25 protein-coding genes and 1 tRNA gene are annotated in these 17,114 nt (G+C 60.7%); 20 read left to right on the forward strand and 6 right to left on the reverse strand.

Annotated features, from left to right (window positions below; genetic code table 11):
- Positions 1–4 precede the first annotated feature (4 nt).
- The 18 genes from rplE (at position 5) to MHM84_RS16445 (ending at position 8,895) form a co-directional block, all read left to right on the forward strand.
- The gene (gene rplE, locus MHM84_RS16360; RefSeq protein ID WP_239267413.1) at positions 5–544 is read left to right on the forward strand and encodes a 50S ribosomal protein L5; all 540 of its coding nucleotides are present in this window, start codon (positions 5–7) and stop codon (positions 542–544) included.
- 10 nt (positions 545–554) lie between these two features.
- The gene (gene rpsN / locus MHM84_RS16365) at positions 555–860 is read left to right on the forward strand and encodes a 30S ribosomal protein S14 (RefSeq protein WP_239267414.1); all 306 of its coding nucleotides are present in this window, start codon (positions 555–557) and stop codon (positions 858–860) included.
- 30 nt (positions 861–890) lie between these two features.
- Complete coding sequence (rpsH, locus tag MHM84_RS16370; protein WP_239267415.1) at positions 891–1,283, forward strand: 30S ribosomal protein S8; 393 nt, start codon at positions 891–893, stop codon at positions 1,281–1,283.
- A 9-nt stretch (positions 1,284–1,292) separates the two neighbouring features.
- On the forward strand, positions 1,293–1,823 hold the full coding sequence (rplF, locus tag MHM84_RS16375) for a 50S ribosomal protein L6 (RefSeq protein ID WP_239267416.1): 531 nt from the start codon (positions 1,293–1,295) through the stop codon (positions 1,821–1,823).
- Positions 1,824–1,832: 9 nt separating this feature from the next.
- Positions 1,833–2,183: a 50S ribosomal protein L18 gene (rplR, locus tag MHM84_RS16380; protein ID WP_019020527.1), complete on the forward strand. Its 351-nt coding sequence runs from the start codon at positions 1,833–1,835 to the stop codon at positions 2,181–2,183.
- Positions 2,184–2,194: 11 nt separating this feature from the next.
- The gene (gene rpsE / locus MHM84_RS16385) at positions 2,195–2,695 is read left to right on the forward strand and encodes a 30S ribosomal protein S5 (protein ID WP_092845389.1); all 501 of its coding nucleotides are present in this window, start codon (positions 2,195–2,197) and stop codon (positions 2,693–2,695) included.
- Positions 2,696–2,701: 6 nt separating this feature from the next.
- On the forward strand, positions 2,702–2,884 hold the full coding sequence (gene rpmD / locus MHM84_RS16390) for a 50S ribosomal protein L30 (RefSeq protein WP_019020525.1): 183 nt from the start codon (positions 2,702–2,704) through the stop codon (positions 2,882–2,884).
- A gap of 3 nt (positions 2,885–2,887) precedes the next feature.
- Positions 2,888–3,322 carry a 50S ribosomal protein L15 gene (rplO, locus tag MHM84_RS16395; protein WP_239267417.1) on the forward strand — a complete coding sequence of 145 codons (435 nt, stop codon included), beginning with the start codon at positions 2,888–2,890 and terminating at the stop codon, positions 3,320–3,322.
- The gene (gene secY, locus MHM84_RS16400; protein WP_239267418.1) at positions 3,323–4,654 is read left to right on the forward strand and encodes a preprotein translocase subunit SecY; all 1,332 of its coding nucleotides are present in this window, start codon (positions 3,323–3,325) and stop codon (positions 4,652–4,654) included. It abuts the gene before it with no gap.
- A gap of 30 nt (positions 4,655–4,684) precedes the next feature.
- A complete protein-coding gene (gene rpmJ, locus MHM84_RS16405; protein ID WP_009099023.1) occupies positions 4,685–4,798 on the forward strand; it encodes a 50S ribosomal protein L36 in 114 nt (37 codons plus the stop codon).
- 121 nt (positions 4,799–4,919) lie between these two features.
- Positions 4,920–5,276, forward strand: a complete 357-nt coding sequence (gene rpsM / locus MHM84_RS16410) for a 30S ribosomal protein S13 (protein WP_019020522.1) — start codon at positions 4,920–4,922, stop codon at positions 5,274–5,276.
- A 39-nt stretch (positions 5,277–5,315) separates the two neighbouring features.
- Positions 5,316–5,702, forward strand: a complete 387-nt coding sequence (gene rpsK, locus MHM84_RS16415; protein ID WP_011505752.1) for a 30S ribosomal protein S11 — start codon at positions 5,316–5,318, stop codon at positions 5,700–5,702.
- 12 nt (positions 5,703–5,714) lie between these two features.
- On the forward strand, positions 5,715–6,335 hold the full coding sequence (gene rpsD / locus MHM84_RS16420) for a 30S ribosomal protein S4 (RefSeq protein WP_239267419.1): 621 nt from the start codon (positions 5,715–5,717) through the stop codon (positions 6,333–6,335).
- 84 nt (positions 6,336–6,419) lie between these two features.
- Positions 6,420–7,418: a DNA-directed RNA polymerase subunit alpha gene (rpoA, locus tag MHM84_RS16425; protein WP_239267420.1), complete on the forward strand. Its 999-nt coding sequence runs from the start codon at positions 6,420–6,422 to the stop codon at positions 7,416–7,418.
- Positions 7,419–7,457: 39 nt separating this feature from the next.
- The gene (gene rplQ / locus MHM84_RS16430; protein ID WP_239267421.1) at positions 7,458–7,844 is read left to right on the forward strand and encodes a 50S ribosomal protein L17; all 387 of its coding nucleotides are present in this window, start codon (positions 7,458–7,460) and stop codon (positions 7,842–7,844) included.
- A 267-nt stretch (positions 7,845–8,111) separates the two neighbouring features.
- A complete protein-coding gene (locus MHM84_RS16435; RefSeq protein WP_239267422.1) occupies positions 8,112–8,279 on the forward strand; it encodes a hypothetical protein in 168 nt (55 codons plus the stop codon).
- A gap of 57 nt (positions 8,280–8,336) precedes the next feature.
- A tRNA-Thr gene (locus MHM84_RS16440) sits at positions 8,337–8,412 on the forward strand.
- 150 nt (positions 8,413–8,562) lie between these two features.
- Entirely contained in the window at positions 8,563–8,895 is a 333-nt protein-coding gene (locus tag MHM84_RS16445) for a YnfA family protein (protein WP_239267423.1), read from the forward strand.
- 8 nt (positions 8,896–8,903) lie between these two features.
- On the opposite strand, the gene chrA is transcribed toward MHM84_RS16445, so the two are convergent.
- Entirely contained in the window at positions 8,904–10,067 is a 1,164-nt protein-coding gene (gene chrA, locus MHM84_RS16450) for a chromate efflux transporter (RefSeq protein ID WP_239267424.1), read from the reverse strand.
- A 273-nt stretch (positions 10,068–10,340) separates the two neighbouring features.
- Here chrA and thpD point away from each other — a divergent pair, with 273 nt between their 5' ends.
- Together thpD and MHM84_RS16460 are read left to right on the forward strand one after the other, a co-directional pair.
- A complete protein-coding gene (thpD, locus tag MHM84_RS16455) occupies positions 10,341–11,279 on the forward strand; it encodes an ectoine hydroxylase (RefSeq protein ID WP_239267425.1) in 939 nt (312 codons plus the stop codon).
- A 142-nt stretch (positions 11,280–11,421) separates the two neighbouring features.
- Positions 11,422–12,102, forward strand: coding sequence for a fumarylacetoacetate hydrolase family protein (locus MHM84_RS16460; protein ID WP_239267426.1), 681 nt, complete (start codon positions 11,422–11,424; stop codon positions 12,100–12,102).
- 78 nt (positions 12,103–12,180) lie between these two features.
- Here MHM84_RS16460 and speA read toward each other — a convergent pair whose 3' ends face one another.
- From speA to MHM84_RS16485, 5 genes are all read right to left on the reverse strand, one after another.
- Positions 12,181–14,085 carry a biosynthetic arginine decarboxylase gene (speA, locus tag MHM84_RS16465; RefSeq protein WP_239267427.1) on the reverse strand — a complete coding sequence of 635 codons (1,905 nt, stop codon included), beginning with the start codon at positions 14,083–14,085 and terminating at the stop codon, positions 12,181–12,183.
- Between the two features lie 126 nt (positions 14,086–14,211).
- Positions 14,212–15,162, reverse strand: coding sequence for a homoserine kinase (locus MHM84_RS16470; protein WP_239267428.1), 951 nt, complete (start codon positions 15,160–15,162; stop codon positions 14,212–14,214).
- Between the two features lie 102 nt (positions 15,163–15,264).
- The gene (locus MHM84_RS16475) at positions 15,265–15,555 is read right to left on the reverse strand and encodes a DUF2782 domain-containing protein (protein WP_239267429.1); all 291 of its coding nucleotides are present in this window, start codon (positions 15,553–15,555) and stop codon (positions 15,265–15,267) included.
- 68 nt (positions 15,556–15,623) lie between these two features.
- A complete protein-coding gene (locus MHM84_RS16480) occupies positions 15,624–15,797 on the reverse strand; it encodes a hypothetical protein (protein WP_239267430.1) in 174 nt (57 codons plus the stop codon).
- 64 nt (positions 15,798–15,861) lie between these two features.
- Complete coding sequence (locus MHM84_RS16485; protein ID WP_239267431.1) at positions 15,862–17,076, reverse strand: MFS transporter; 1,215 nt, start codon at positions 17,074–17,076, stop codon at positions 15,862–15,864.
- Positions 17,077–17,114: the final 38 nt, after the last annotated feature.

A 17,114-nucleotide genomic window follows, 5' to 3' on the forward strand; every position in this document is an offset into this window, starting at 1 on the left:
CAAAATGGCGAACTTGAAAGAACGTTATCAGAACGAGGTGGTGGCTCAACTCCAAGAGCAGTTCAGCTACGCCAACGTGATGCAGGTGCCCCGGATCACCAAGGTGACCCTGAACATGGGTATCGGCGACGCGACCAGCGACAAAAAGCTGATCGACAATGCCATCGGTGACCTGGAGAAGCTTTCCGGTCAGAAGCCGTTGGTGACCAAGGCGCGCAAGTCCATCGCTGGCTTCAAGGTCCGCGAAGGATGGCCGATCGGGATCAAGGTGACCCTGCGCAGCGAGCGCATGTGGGACTTCCTGGATCGCCTGGTCAACATCGCGATTCCCCGTGTTCGCGACTTCCGCGGTTTGAACCCGAAGTCGTTCGACGGGCGTGGCAACTATTCAATGGGTGTGCGTGAGCAGATCATCTTCCCCGAGCTCGAGTATGATAAGATCGATCGAATTCGTGGGCTGGATGTCACTATCACCACCACTGCCAACAGCGATGAAGAAGGCCGTGCGCTGCTGAGCGCGCTGAACTTCCCGTTCAAGAAATAAGGGTGGGATCATGGCAAAGAAAAGCATGATAGAGCGTGAGCTCAAGCGCGCGAAGCTGGTCGACAAATATGCCGCCAAGCGTGCCGAGCTCAAGGCAATTATCAACAGTGTTGACACTTCTGACGAAGAGCGCTTCGACGCCCAGCTCAAGCTGCAGTCGTTGCCGCGCGACTCCAGCCCGGTTCGTCGGCGTAACCGCTGCCGCATGACCGGTCGTCCGCACGGCTACTACAACAAGTTCGGGCTGGCCCGTAACAAGCTGCGTGAAGCCGCCATGCGTGGCGACGTTCCCGGACTCAAGAAGTCCAGCTGGTAACGCCACGTCGAGAATCAGGAGCGCAACGTAATGAGCATGCAAGATACTCTGGCGGATATGTTCACTCGTATCCGCAATGCGCAGATGGCCACCAAGGAGGCGGTTACCATGCCGTCTTCCAAGCTCAAGGTAGAAGTGGCCCGCGTACTCAAAGAAGAGGGCTACATTGGCGACTATACCGTCGCTGAAGGTGCCAAGCCCGAACTGTCCGTCACTCTCAAGTACTTTGAGGGCAAGCCGGTCATCGAACACATTCAGCGTGTGTCCAAGCCTTCCCTGCGTCAGTACAAGGGCAAGGATGCATTGCCGAAAGTCGCCGATGGCCTGGGTGTCGCGATCGTTTCCACCTCCAAGGGCGTGATGACCGATCGTGCGGCACGTCATGCTGGTGTCGGTGGTGAAGTCCTCTGCACCGTATTCTAGGAGTTTGGAATGTCCCGCGTAGCCAAATATCCGGTTAAATTGCCGAACGGCGTCGAGGTCAAATTCGACGGCGATCAGCTCACCGTCAAGGGTGGCCAGGGCTCACTGAGCATGACCGTTCACCCTGACGTGGTGATCGGTCAGGAGGAAGGCCAACTGACCTTCACTCCGAGCGAGACCGCCAAGAGCTGGGCAATGGTCGGTACCTCACGTGCACTGGTCCAGAATATGGTCACCGGTGTCTCCGAGGGCTTCACCAAGTCCCTCGAGATCAATGGCGTCGGCTATCGTGCCCAGGCAAGTGGCAAGACGCTCAACCTGACACTCGGCTTCTCGCACCCGGTCGAATACACGCTGCCTGAAGGTGTCACGGCGGAAACGCCCAAGAACACCACCATCGTGCTCAAGAGCGCGAACAAGCAGCAGCTCGGCCAGGTCGCGGCGGAAATCCGCGCCTTCCGTCCGCCCGAACCCTACAAGGGCAAGGGTATCCGGTACGGCGACGAGCAGGTCCGCCGCAAAGAAGCCAAGAAGAAGTAAGGCAGGGTTATGAACGCGAAGAAAGAATCTCGTCTCCGTCGTGCCCGCCGTGCTCGCGCCAAGATTCGCGAGCTGGGCGTGTATCGCCTGTGCGTCAACCGTACCCCGCGTCACATCTACGCGCAGATCATCTCGCCGGATGGTGGCAAGGTGCTCGCCAGTGCTTCCACGCTGGACAAGAGCCTGCGTGAAGGTGGTACCGGTAACGCCGACGCCGCCGCCAAGGTGGGTGCGCTGATTGCTGAGCGCGCCAAGGAAGCAGGCATCACTCAGGTAGCCTTCGATCGTGCCGGGTTCAAATACCACGGCCGCGTCAAGGCCCTGGCCGACGCCGCTCGTGAAGGCGGCCTGGAATTCTAAAGGGTTTTACGATGGCGAAGAACGAACAGAACGGCGGAGATCTGCAAGAGAAGCTGGTGCAGGTCAACCGTGTCGCCAAGGTGGTCAAGGGTGGCCGTATCTTCGGCTTTACCGCTCTGACCGTCGTTGGCGACGGTAATGGTCGTGTTGGCTTCGGTCGTGGCAAGGCGCGCGAAGTGCCGGTTGCGATCCAGAAGGCCATGGACCAGGCGCGTCGCAACATGATCAAGGTCAGCCTCAAAGGCAGCACGCTGCAGTATCCGGTCAAGGCCCGTCACGGTGCCTCCAAGGTTTACATGCAGCCGGCTTCCGAAGGTACCGGGATCATTGCTGGCGGTGCCATGCGCTCCGTACTCGAACTGGCCGGCGTCCATGACGTCCTGGCCAAGTGCTACGGTTCTACCAACCCGGTGAACGTGGTGCGTGCGACCATCAATGGTCTCTCCTCCATGCAGTCTCCGGATGACATCGCCGCCAAGCGCGGCCTGTCCGTCGAAGAGATCGCGGGGTAAGGCACCATGGCAGCAAAGATCAAGGTCACTCAGACCCGTAGCACCATCGGCGTGCTGGAAAAGCACAAGGCCACCATGAAAGGTCTTGGCCTGCGCCGCATCGGTCATACGGTCGAACTGGAAGACACCCCTGCCGTACGCGGTATGGTGAACAAGGTCAACTACCTTGTGCGTGTTGAGGGAGAGTAATCCATGAAACTCAATAGCCTGAGCCCGGCACCGGGTTCCAAGCACGCCGAGAAGCGTGTCGGTCGCGGCATTGGTTCTGGCCTGGGCAAGACCGGCGGGCGTGGCCATAAGGGCCAGACGTCACGCTCCGGTGGCAGCATCAAGCCAGGTTTCGAAGGCGGTCAGATGCCGCTGCAGCGCCGTCTGCCGAAGTTTGGCTTCACTTCCATGAAGTCGCTGGTGTCCGAGGAAGTCCGCCTGGCCGAGCTGGCCAAGGTCGAAGGTGATGTCGCCGACCTGGACACGCTCAAGCAGGCCAACGTGCTCAAGGACGCCACGCAGTATGCGAAGGTGATCCTCTCCGGCGAACTGAACAAGGCGGTTACCGTTCGTGGTCTCAAGGTCACCAAGGGTGCCCGCGCCGCGATCGAAGCTGCTGGCGGCAAGGTAGAGGAATAAATGGCTAAGTCAGGAAACATGCCGGCCATGGGAAGCGGGTTGAGTGAACTCTGGGCGCGCTTGCGCTTCGTGTTCCTTGCCATCGTCGTGTACCGTATTGGCGCACATATTCCCGTGCCTGGCATCAATCCTGACCAGCTTGCTGCCTTATTCAGGGAAAATCAGGGCACCATCCTGAGCCTGTTCAACATGTTCTCGGGTGGTGCGCTGGAGCGCATGAGTATCCTCGCGCTGGGCATCATGCCTTACATCTCCGCGTCGATCATCATGCAGCTCCTGACTGCGACCTCGCCTCAGCTCGAGCAGCTGAAGAAGGAAGGTGAGGCCGGCCGTCGCAAGATCAGCCAGTACACACGCTATGGTACGGTGTTGCTGGCGCTGATCCAGGCGACAGGCATGGCAGTTGGTCTGGTCGGGCAAGGCGTGACCTATACCAGCGATTTCAGCTTCTACTTCACGGCGATCGTGTCTTTCGTCGCCGGTGCGGTGTTCCTGATGTGGCTGGGTGAACAGATCACCGAGAAAGGGATCGGCAACGGCATTTCCCTGATCATTTTTGCGGGTATCGTTGCAGGATTGCCCAGTGCGATCGGTCAGTCCTTCGAGCTGGCCCGTAATGATGGTGCATGGAATATATTGCCGCTGCTGGCACTGACGGTGCTGGCGATCGCCACCGTGGCGTTCGTGGTGTTCATCGAGCGCGGCCAACGCCGCATCACGGTGAACTATCCGCGTCGTCAGGTGGGTAACAAGATGTATGCCGGGCAAAGCAGCTATCTGCCGCTCAAGGTCAACATGGCCGGTGTCATACCGGCGATCTTCGCTTCGAGCATCTTGCTGTTTCCGGCGTCGATCGGCCAGTGGGTCGGGTCGGCGGATGGCTTCCAATGGTTGCAGGCGGCCTCGCAGTCGCTGGCCCCGGGGCAGCCGTTGTACATCTTGCTTTTCGCTGCGGCAGTGGTATTCTTCTGCTTCTTTTACACAGCGCTGGTCTTCAACCCCAAGGATGTCGCCGACAATCTCAAGAAGTCGGGCGCCTTCCTCCCGGGTATCCGTCCTGGTGAGCAGACCGCTCGCTATGTCGATAAAGTCATGACCCGTCTGACACTGTTCGGTGCCCTCTACATCACCGCGGTTTCCTTGATGCCCCAGTTCCTCGTTGTGGCTTGGCAGGTACCCTTCTACTTCGGCGGTACTTCCCTGCTTATCGTGGTCGTGGTCATCATGGATTTCATGGCTCAGGTGCAGTCGCACCTCATGTCGCACCAGTACGAGTCAGTGATGAAGAAGTCCAACCTGAAAGGCTACGGTAGCGGCGGCATCATGCGCTAAGGCGCAGCCGGCCGCGTAATGGAGAGAACGATGAAAGTTCGAGCTTCCGTCAAGAAAATGTGCCGTAACTGCAAGATCATTCGACGCAATGGCGCTGTGCGCGTCATCTGCATCGAACCGCGGCACAAGCAGCGCCAGGGCTAATAAGCCCTGGCCTGAAGCGGGCGCCGGCATACCCCTTGTCCTCATCGGGACAAAGGGGTATGCTATTGCGCCTTTTACAGATGACCAATCGAGCAAGCCGCTCAAATTTCGGAGTAAGCTGATGGCCCGTATTGCAGGCGTCAATATCCCGGACAACAAGCATGCGGCGATCTCGCTGACCTATATCTTCGGGATTGGCCGTACTCGCGCACAAGAAGTCTGTGCTGCAGCCGGCATTGCGCCGACCACCAAGATTCAGGACCTGTCCAGCGATGAGCTGGATACGCTGCGTACTGAAGTCGGCAAATATACCGTTGAAGGCGACCTTCGTCGTGATGTGACCTTGAACATCAAGCGTCTCATGGACTTGGGTTGCTACCGTGGTCTGCGCCATCGTCGTGGTCTTCCGCTGCGTGGTCAGCGTACCAAGACCAACGCGCGCACCCGTAAGGGACCGCGTAAGCCAATTCGTAAATAATACGCACGTACTGGCGTTTAGACAGGAAGAAACATCAACATGGCTAACCCGCGTAGTAACCGTAAAAAGGTGAAAAAGCAGGTAGTGGATGCGGTTGCCCACATCCATGCCTCTTTTAACAACACGATCGTGACGATCACAGACCGCCAGGGCAACGCTCTCTCTTGGGCGACTGCCGGTGGTTCGGGTTTTCGTGGTTCTCGTAAGAGCACCCCGTTCGCTGCCCAAGTGGCAAGCGAGCGTGCAGCGACTGCTGCAGCCGAGTATGGTGTGAAAAACGTAGACGTGCTGGTCAAGGGCCCCGGTCCTGGCCGTGAGTCCGCCGTGCGTGCCTTGAATGCCGCCGGCTTCCGCGTGCAAAGCATCACCGACGCGACGCCCGTTCCCCACAACGGCTGCCGTCCGCCGAAGAAACGCCGCGTTTAAGGAGACAGACTCATGGCTCGTTATATTGGACCGAAGTGCAAACTGTCTCGTCGCGAGGGTACCGACCTCTTTCTGAAGAGCGGTGTCACTCCCTTCGAGAAGAAGTGCAAATCCGAACAGATTCCGGGTGTGCACGGCCAGCGCCGTCAGCGTCTTTCCGACTACGGCTTGCAGCTTCGCGAGAAGCAGAAAGTGCGTCGCATCTACGGCGTACTCGAGAAGCAGTTCCGCAACTATTACCAGGAAGCGGCCCGCATGAAGGGCGCGACCGGTGAACTGTTGCTGCAGCTTCTCGAATCCCGACTGGACAATGTCGTCTATCGTATGGGCTTTGGCTCCACGCGTGCGGAAGCACGTCAGCTGGTCAGCCATAAGGCGATTACCGTCAACGGCCGCACCGTCAACGTAGCGTCGTACCAGGTCAAACCCGGTGACGTGGTTGCCGTGCGCGAAAAGGCCAAGAACCAGGCGCGTATCCAGCACGCCCTGCAACTGGCTGGCCAGCGTGGCGATGTCGCCTGGATCGATGTCGATTCCAAGAAGATGGAAGGCACTTTCAAGGCTGTCCCGGAACGCGGCGATTTGTCTGCCGACATCAACGAAAACCTGATTGTCGAGCTGTACTCGAAGTAATCGCGCCGCCGCGTGATGCCGGGTCTGTGGATGGGCCCGGCCAAGAGTACCAAGTATCCGTTTGGCAGCCTGAAAGGTGTACATATGCAGCGTTCAGTGACAGAGTTTCTCCGTCCTCGCGACATCAAGGTCGAAGAGATCAACGCGCACCACGCGAAGATCGTGCTCGAGCCGTTCGAGCGCGGTTTCGGCCACACCCTGGGGAATGCTCTGCGTCGCATCCTGCTGTCTTCCATGCCCGGCTGTGCGGTTGTGGAAGCTGAGATCGCCGGTGTCGATCATGAGTACAGCGCGATCGAGGGCGTGCAGGAAGACGTTATCGAGATCCTCCTGAATCTCAAGGACGTGGCTATCAAGATGCATAGCCGCGACGAGGCCGTGCTGACGCTGAACAAGCAGGGCCCCAGTGTCGTGACCGCTGGCGATATCGCTACCGACCACGACGTGGAAATCGTCAATCCCGAGCACGTGATTGCCCACGTCAACGAAGGCGCCGAGCTGAAAATGCAGCTCAAGGTGGCTCGTGGTCGCGGCTACGAGCCTGCGGATACCCGTGCCGACGCGGAAGACGAAACCCGGGCCATCGGCCGCCTGCAGCTTGATGCGACCTTCAGCCCCGTGCGTCGCGTTTCCTATGCCGTCGAAGCGGCGCGTGTCGAACAGCGCACCGACCTCGACAAGCTGGTCATCGACCTGGAAACCGACGGTACCCTGGATCCCGAAGAGGCTATCCGTCGTAGCGCCACCATTCTGCAGGAGCAGTTGGGTGCGTTCGTCGATCTGGAAGCCGACAAGGAACAGGAAATCGTGGAGGAAGAGGATCACATCGATCCCATCCTGCTGCGCCCCGTAGACGATCTCGAGTTGACCGTCCGCAGCGCCAACTGCCTCAAGGCCGAGAATATCTATTACATCGGCGATCTGATTCAGCGTACCGAAGTCGAGCTGTTGAAGACCCCGAACCTCGGCAAGAAGTCCCTGAACGAGATCAAGGACGTATTGGCAGCACGTGGTCTGTCCCTGGGCATGCGGCTTGAAAACTGGCCGCCCTCAAGCCTGAAGGACGACAAGGCCTCTGCGTGAGCGTCGACTCGAGTCCCAGTTTGGTAAGGAACTACAACCATGCGTCATCGTAAGAGTGGTCGTCATCTGAATCGTACCAGCTCGCACCGCCAAGCCATGTTCAAGAACATGTGCGTGTCGCTGGTCGAGCATGAAGTCATCAAGACTACCCTGCCCAAGGCCAAGGAACTGCGTCGTCATATCGAGCCGTTGATTACCTTGTCCAAGCAGGACAGCGTCGCCAACCGTCGTCTGGCCTTCAGCCGCACCCGCTCGAAGGAAGCGGTCGGCAAGCTCTTCAACGAGCTGGGTCCGCGCTATGCCAACCGTCCCGGTGGCTATGTGCGTGTCCTGAAGTGCGGCTACCGTACTGGCGATAACGCTCCCATGGCTTATGTCGAGCTGGTCGACCGTCCGGTCGCCGACGAGGCAGCCGGCGAGGAGTGATCCTCGTTCTGCCTGGGTGTTGTTGCCCAGTGCAGCACCAAAAGCCGACCTGAAGGTCGGCTTTTTTTGTGCTTGTGCATGGGAATAGGGAACGCATCGAGCCCTATCCCGTTGGGGCTTGGGTGGATTACTTAACGTTTCATTAAGTTACCTCAGGGCGAAATTTTTCTCGTGTGCCGTCAAGTCTCGTAGTGCCAACGTTTGATAAGCTATTGACTGCTTTACAGGACACGAGCGCTTAGCCGCTAGTACGGAGATCGGGGAATCATGACGGAGCTCGAGCAGGAAGAGGCGCGGTTGGCCGGTACCGATGCCGAAGCGTATCTACGGTTAGCCAATGCGATGAGCGATGCCGGCATCGCCTCGGTGACACCGGCTTATCTGCGTAAGCTGGCCGAGAAGCTGCGTCGCGAAAGCGAGCAGCAGGCAGACTGAACGGCGTTCGGCGAGGGCTTGTTGATGAGTCCTCGACACCGTTATCATCCCTTTCGCGCCGGCGTAGCTCAGTTGGCAGAGCAACGCATTCGTAATGCGTAGGTCGGTGGTTCGAATCCACTCGCCGGCACCAGGTATCTCAAAACCGCTGGGAAGATCGAGCGATCTGTACAGCGGTTTTTTTGCGTCACTGGCGCCTGAATCTACCCGCATCAAGCGAGTCGCTGCAGCCACGACGACAAGTTGATTGGCTGGAATGAATTCTTTTGGAGCTGCACGTCCGATGCCTACGCCCCTGATCTATCTTGCCGCAGCTCTTGCCGAGATTGCAGGTTGCTTCGCCTTCTGGGGCTGGTGGCGCTTGGGGAAGTCCATGGGCTGGCTACTGCCGGGAATGGCAAGCCTGGCGCTGTTTGCGTGGTTGTTGAGCCTGGCGGATGCGGATACGGACTATGCAGGTCGTGCCTATGCCGCCTATGGCGGAGTCTATATCGTCACTTCAGTGTTATGGCTATGGTTGATCGAACATCGTCAGCCCGACCGCTGGGACCTGATAGGGGCCGGTGTGTGCCTGGTCGGTGCCGGAGTCATTCTCCTTGGCCCGAGAAGCGGCTAGCCAAAGCGCTATGCCATGCCGAGCTCAGTAAGGGCCAGGCCAGCCAGCGGTGCGATGATTACCACGCCCCATAACGGCAGTCGTGCCAGACGCAACAGAGCCCAGAGGAATACGACGATGGCCATGGCGGCAGGGCCGGTCACGGCAGAGACGAATACCGGCGTATAGAGCGCGGCCAGGAGTAAACCTACGGTGGCAGCGACGACCCACGCCAACGCACCCGCCAATCGTGGGTTTTGCCGAAGGCGTGCCCAGATCGGCAAGATGGCCATGAGCAATAGCCAGCCGGGCAGAAAGATGGCGACCAGCGCTACCAGGCCCGACAGCAGCGAGCCGTCGAGTGCACTGCCGAGATATGCGGCGAAAGAGAACATCGGCCCCGGTACGGCTTGCGCCAGGCTGTAACCGGCCAGAAAAGTATCTTCGCTCATGCCGTCGCGAATGAGTGGCTGGGCATCCAGAAGCGGCAATACGACATGGCCGCCACCGAATACCAGGGCGCCGGCACGGTAGAAAGCATCGAAGACCGCCAACTTTCCTTCGGCATCCAGCCAGGGGAGAAGCAGCAGCAAGCTGACGAATACGGCCAGGAAGAGGAAACCCAGACGGGACAGGGTCTGTGAAGAGCCCCGCTGAGGTGACGCCTCGATAGGCCGCAACGCGCCGATCATGGCGGCCAAGGCAATGGCGGCCAGTTGCGCCGCCATGCCTGGCCACAGCCAGACCGCAGCTGCCGTGAGCAGGGCAATGCCCTGACGCGGTCGGTCGGGGCAGGCGGTGGCATACAGTTTGACGACGGCATCGGCGACGACCGCCACGGCGAGTAACTTGAGGCCATGTAGCGCCGCATTGGTGATCTCGTTCATCTCCGCCTGGGCCAGCCACAGGCCGGCGACCAGCATCAGTAGCGCGGATGGTAGAGTGAAGCCGAAGAACGCCGCAAGGCTTCCGGACACCCCGGCCCGACGATAGCCGATTGCCATGCCCATCTGGCTACTGGCCGGACCGGGGAGAAACTGACAGAGCGCCATCAGCTCCGCATAGTCCCGGGCCTCGACCCAGCGAATCTCGTCGACGAAGCGGCGATGGAAGTAGCTCATGTGGGCCGCCGGACCGCCGAAGCTCATGCAGCCAAGCTTGAAGAATTCCGTGAAGATGGAGGCGATGGGCATAAGGCTCGCTTGGTTGGCCTGGGGTTGAAAATACCCTATCAGGATCGCATAAGAATATTGCAATCAGATGCACTACCTCTGGTTGCAAATTACCATTCGTCATTTAGGATAAATGACGCCCAAGCAACAGGATCCTCTATAGAAGCAAGACACGGCAGTTCATGGCACCCTATGGACACTGCTGGTAACGCATGATTCGCCAGCGCGCTTCTTCTGGCGTGCCGAATGCCGGACTGGACCTGAACCTGATCACAAACTTTTGGAGGTGATTGGATGTCAGTACAGACCGCATCCCCATCCCGGGTCGCTACAGCTCCCGACCGACGTGACAACTATCCCACCCGACTCGCGCGCCCCATGGATTTGCCATGGATTCACCGCCAGGAAGCGGTGGTCAAGGGCAAGGCCGAGGACGGCCCGCTCAGCCAGGAGAAACTCGACGACTTCGCGCGCAACGGTTTCCTGTTCGAGCCGAATTTCCTGTCTGGCGACGAGGTCGCCGCGCTACGCGACGAACTCAAGGTCCTGCTCGATAACGATGCCTATCGCGGCAAGGACTTCAGCATCACCGAGCCCGACAGTCAGGAGATTCGTTCGCTGTTTGCCGTGCACTTCCTATCGCAGCGGTTTGCCCGCCTGGCCAATGACCAGCGCCTGACCGGTCGTGTCCGGCAGATTCTCGGTGGCGAGGCGTACGTTCACCAGTCGCGCATCAACTACAAGCCGGGCTTCCAGGGCAAGGGCTTCAACTGGCACTCGGACTTCGAAACCTGGCACGCCGAGGATGGCATGCCGGCCATGCACGCCGTGAGCGCATCCATCGTGCTGACCGACAACCATCACTACAACGGTCCGCTGATGCTGGTTCCCGGATCGCACAAGGTCTTCGTGCCCTGCCTGGGCGAAACGCCGGACGATCACCACAAGCAGTCACTGAAGACCCAGGAATTCGGTGTTCCCAGCCCCGAGGCGCTGGAGCGCCTGATCGAAGCCAACGGCATCGAGGCGCCGACCGGCGCTGCCGGCGGTCTGCTGTTGTTCGACTGCAACACGCTGCATGGTTCCAATGCCAACATGTCGCCCGATCCGCGCAGCAACGTGTTCTTCGTCTACAACCGCGTCGACAATGCATGCCGCGAGCCTTTCGGGGCGCGTCGGCGCCGGCCTTCCTTCCTGGCTCATGCCCCGGGCGAGGAGTGGAAGCCCGAGTAACGATAAAGACATGTTTGGAGCATGTGTCACTGCGGCCCTGACGGGGCCGCAATCGTTTATAGGCCACGTCACTCTGCATGGCAGGCCAGGCATGCGGTAGACTCTTCAGACACGACTACCCGTGTCGTCAAAGGAGACCCGAATGCCGTTCGTTCCGCGCTTTACCGATGGCCAATTGATGGGCCAGCCACTGGGCAAGATCGTCTGTGTCGGCCGCAACTATGCCGAGCATGCCAGGGAGCTCAACAACCCGGTCCCCAGTGCACCGATTCTCTTCATCAAGCCGGCAACCAGCGCCACGGCACTCGAGGAGACCGTCGAGGCCCCCTTTGCACGCGGTGAGGTACATTTCGAAGCCGAGCTGGCATTGCTGATTGGTGAGACGCTCAAGGACACCACGCCGGAAGCCGCCGAGCGGGCCGTCGTCGGGCTTGGGCTGGCACTGGACCTAACCTTGCGCGACGTCCAGTCACGTCTCAAGGAAAAAGGGCATCCATGGGAGATCGCCAAGGGCTTCGATGGTGCATGCCCGCTGTCGTCGTTCGCCGTGCTGCGCGACGTACCCAACTGGCGCGATCTGCAGTTCAGTCTGGACATCGACGGTGAGCGCCGCCAGACCGGCAACAGTGGCGACATGCTGTTCACCGTGCCTGAATTGCTCGCCGAGATGAGCCGGCATTTTACACTGGCACCGGGCGATGTCGTCCTGACCGGCACGCCGGCAGGCGTCGGCCCGCTGCCGCGCAATGTCGAGCTGCACTTCCAACTGCAGGCCGGCGCCAGTCACGCTGGGCTGGACTTCGTGACCCGCACCGGTGAATGACGAGACCGTCTTTGTCAGGCTCTCAAACGCAAGCGCCGCCCTCTCGGGCGGCGCTTGACCTGCCGGGCAGGGGCCCCATCATTCCAGATAGGTGTAACCTTCAAGGCCGGCAGCCAAATCGTCGAGAAATTCGGCATGCTCGTCGCGACTCAGGCCGCTGCCGTCGAGCTGGGCCTTGAGGCGTTCACGTAGTACGCCGGCATCGAAGTTCACATAGCGCAGTACGTCGCCGACACTGTCGCCATGCTGAAGGTTGCTCAGACGCCATTGACCGTCGCCATCGAGTGCGGCATCTACCGAGTCGGTGTCACCGAACAGATTGTGCAGGTCGCCGAGAATCTCCTGATACGCACCGACCAGGAACATGCCCAGCAGCTTGTCGTCGTTGTCGTCCCACTCCGGCAGCGGCAGGGTGGTCTCGAGCCCCTGACCGTCGACATAGTTATCGATGCGGCCGTCCGAGTCGCAGGTGATGTCCTGAATCACGCCACGCCGGGTCGGGTCGCGGTCCAGCCCGGTCAATGGCAACACGGGGAAGACCTGCTTGATGCCCCATACGTCAGGCACCGACTGGAAGAGCGAAAAGTTGACGAACAGCTTGTCGGCCAGCTTCTCGGCCAGTTCATCGGCAATATCGCGGTGGGCTCGGTTGCGACTGTCCAGGCGTGAGCGCAGACGCTGGCAGGCGGCAAAATAGACCGACTCACCCTCGGCACGGGCATCCAGGTCGGCCAGGCCCATCACGAAGCGCTCCTGCAGTTCGCCGATCGCCTGCACCAGGTCATGATAGGCCTCGACCTGGCCACGCGGCTCGCGCATGGTCTCGAGGCGGTCGTAGACGCGCCACAGCTCGTCGACCTGCGGGTCGTCCTCGGCACGCCGACGCGTGGGTGCGGTCTCGCCGACATGCTCCTCGTCGATGACGTTGGTGATCAGTACCGCATGGTGCGCCGTCAGCGCCCGTCCCGACTCGGAAATCAGGTGCGGATGCGGAAGGCCCTCGGCCTCGCAAGCCTGGCTGAATGCCCACACCACGTTGCTGGCATATTCGCGCATCGAATAGTTGATCGAACAGAAGCTGCGCGAGCGTGTGCCTTCATAGTCCACGCCCAGGCCGCCACCGACATCGACGGTGTCGATCGGCGCACCCATTTCGCGCAGCCCCTGGTAGAAGCGCGCACATTCACGCAGGCCGCGCTGGATGTCGCGGATATTGGCAATCTGCGAGCCGAGATGGAAGTGCACCAACTGCAGGCTGTCGAGCGCGTTTGCGCTGCGTAGCCGCTCGACCACATCGATGACCTGCGTTGCGGTCAGGCCGAACTTGGACTTTTCGCCACCCGAGTCCTGCCACTTGCCCTTGCCCACCGAGGCCAGGCGAGCACGCAGGCCGATGCGCGGCGTGACGCCGAGACGCTGGGCTTCCTCGAGGATCAGGTTGAGTTCCGAGAACTTCTCCACCACCAGATAGACGCGATGGCCGAGTTTTTCGCCCATCAGTGCCAGGCGAACGTATTCGCGGTCCTTGTAACCGTTGCAGACGATCAGTGACGAGCCATCGGCGGAAAGGGCGAGCACGGCCAGCAATTCGGGCTTGCTGCCGGCCTCCAGGCCGACGCGGCCATGGCCGCGCTCCTGAGTGGCGAGGATTTCCTCGACCACGCGGCGCTGCTGGTTGACCTTGATCGGATACACCGCGGTATATCCGCCCTGGTAGGCCTCTTCCTGCATCGCGGCATCGAAGGCGGCACACAGCTGTTCGACGCGGTCATGCAGGATGTCGGTGAAGCGTACCAGCACTGGCAGGCGTAGGCCGGCTTCGCGAATCTGGTCGACCAGGGCGTCGAGAGGAAGCGCCGGGCCCTCGACCTCGCTGCCCAGGGGACGAACCACGGTGTGTCCCTGGTCGTCGACGTCGAAGTAACCACTGCCCCACTGGTCGATATTGTACGTGCGACGTGCCTTGGCGGCGGGTGAACTCATGGCACTCTTCTCCTGCGCAGTCTTCCGGGTCGAAAACGGGGCCGCATTATGCGGCCCGTGTCATTCCATGACTAGAGGAATAACGGTCGTAGAGCCTAATGCATCGGGCGCCAGGGGGAAAATTTCCTAGCCTGGCAATGGCAGGGCACCATCCGTGATGCGCCGGTTGAGAATGGTGCGAAATTGCTCGGGATCGTGTGGCGTCAGCTCATGGGCCGGTGGATCGACGTAGACCACCAGCAGCCGCGATAGCCAGTAGCGCAGCGCGGTCATGCGCAGCATCAGCGGCCAACACTGCCGCTCGGTCTCGGTCAGCGGACGCCGTGACAGGTAGGCGCGCAGCAGCGCGTCGTGGCGCTCACGGTTGAGACTGCCATCGGCATCGCTGGCCCAGTCGTTGATGACGATCGCCAGATCGAACAGCAAATCTCCGGTACAGCCGTTATAGAAGTCGATGATGCCACCCAGGCGGTCACCATCGAATAGCGTATTGTCGCGAAACAGGTCGCCATGAATCGCTCCCTGGGGCAATGCATCTGCGCCTTCGAACGCCCCCTGGTAGGTGTCTATCTCGTCGCTCATCAGCGCCTGGTCGCTGGGCGAGAGATAACTCAGCACCTGGTGATGGGTCGAGAGCAGCCAATGCAGATCGCGCGGGTTGGGGCGATGCCCCTCGAAGCGCTGCGATACGAAGTGCAGACGACCCAGAGCGTCGCCCAGCGCTTCGCACTGGGCCAGATTGGGATGCTTGGGGTACTTGCCGGGCAGCCGCGGGAACAGCAACGCCGGTTTGCCGGCCAGGCTCTGCAATGCGATGCCCTGGCGGTCGTGGACCGGCCCCGGGACCGGCAAGCGGTGCTCGGCAAGGTAGTCGAGCAGATCGACGAAGAACGGCAGCTCGTCGTGCTCGCCCTGTTCGAACAGCGTCAGTACCAGCGATTCCCGATCGCTGGTAACGAAATAGGTAGTGTTCTCGGTGCCGCTGGCAACCCCTTCGAAAGTGACCAGACTGCCCACGTCGAAGCGTCCGAGGAAGCCGGACACCTGAGCGTCGTTCAGCGGAGTGAATACGGCCATGTTGTTCTCGCCCTGAGGTTCAAGCGCGCTATTGTAGCGGCTTGCCGCCCGGCCTTGCAGGGGCGTCGTCGATGCCGGCCCGGAAAAAGCCGGCACGATGGCCTACCAGGAGATCAGCACCCAACTGGGAATGGCGATACGTTCGTTGTCGCTGCGTCGGAAATCGCCGTCACCGTCGTCATCGACCAGAAAATAGGACGGACCGACCCTGGGCTGGATCTCGATGGCGTAGAGCTGGCCGTTGACGCGATACTCGCGAACGGTGCGATCCTCTTCCTGACGGACGGTGATGTCCGGCTCGACGGTATTGTCCTGCTGCGCCAGGGTCAGCAGCGGGGTACCCAGCAGGATGAGGCCGAAAAGCATGGCCTGGGCGGGGCGGGACACGTTCATGATTGCCTCCGAGCGTCTGCAGTCGACGAGATAGTTGCAGTGTATGCGCAAATTCGGTGGGCTTGCACTCACTGCGACAATTGCGACGCGGCGATGGGACGTTGTGCCAGCAACCACCCGAAGATAATGAAGGCCAGCATGCCGACGAGGATGACGCGGAAATCGAATCCGGCATCGATCAGCAGGCCGAGCACCGCCGGGGCGATACCGGTGGAGAAGACGATGTTGGCGCAGCAGTGCAAGATAGCTCATGGATATTCCTAGCCAGGCGGTACATGGAGTACTGCACAGTTCATGACGGGCCTGTCATGACGGACGCAGCCATTCCCGGGGCGTGGGACGACGCGCAATCTCGCTCAGGGTCCCCTGGGCGAGTAGCCAGCTCACCACCAGCAGGACCAGCATGCCGCCGAGCAGTGTCGCGAAACCCGTGTCCAGGTCGAGCAGGATACCGAACGCGGCAGGTGACAGTCCGGTGGCGAACACGATGCTGGCGCTCAGGGCGGCCCGGGCCCGCCCCAAGTGTTCGCTGCCCCATAGGCTGACCATCAGGCTGTTGGCCACGGGCTCTTGCATGCCGACCACCAGACCGCCGCCCAGCATCAGCGCCCAGATGGCGATGTCGCCACCCACGGTCAGCGCAATGACCAAGGCCAGGGCAAATGGCAGCTGGTACCACCGCCCCAGGCGCTGCTCGCCGAGTTGATCGACCCAACGACCACCCATCAGTGCACCGGGTATGCGCGCCAATCCTTTGCCGGCCAGAGCCAAGGCGTACGTCGCCGCCGCGGCGCCCAGGTCGTCGGTCATCTGGGCCTGATAGAGAAAGATACCGGTCATGGTGACAGGCAATATCATCAGCAGCGGCAATAATCGCCAGAAGCGCGCATCGCGTAATGGACGAACCGTCGGAGTTCGGGCCTCGGCCGCTGTCACCTGGGGTGCCGGTGGCCAGTTCGCGCCGAGCGTCAGGAGCAGCCAGGCGACGATCAGGACCAGAGCAAACAGCCACCAAGCCTCCCGCCAGCCCAGCCACACCAGTAACAGGGCCACTGTCGGCGTCAGCACGATTTCACCCAGCGGCATGCCCAGGCTAGCCACGCCAACCGCCTGACCGCGCTGGTCGCCGAACTCGCGGCCGGCCAGCGTAAAGCCCAGATGCACCAGCAATCCCTGACCGCACAGCCTGACCAGTCCCAGGCCCAGTACGGCGGCAATGAGCCATGGCGACAACGTCATCAGCAGTACGCCGGCGAACAGGCCGGTCAACACCGCCAGCGCAAAGCGGCGGGGCGACACCCAGTCGAGGCTGGGGCCCAGGCGCAGGACAATGAACCCGGCGATTAGTGAGACTATCGAATACAGCGTACCGAACGTGCCGGCACCGATTTCCAAATGGTGGGTAAGCGGGCGCTGGAACAGACCGATAAAGAAACTCTGGCCCATGTTGCCCGAGAACACGGCGAGAAAGGCAATGCCCAGCAAGCCGCAACGATCCTTCAACAGGCGGCGATAACTCATCCGTTCCTCCCTGACGGCATGACTACAGTCTAGCGGCT

Origin of the sequence: Halomonas sp. McH1-25, from assembly GCF_022348165.1 — a bacterium.
Taxonomy (GTDB): Bacteria; Pseudomonadota; Gammaproteobacteria; order Pseudomonadales; family Halomonadaceae; genus Modicisalibacter.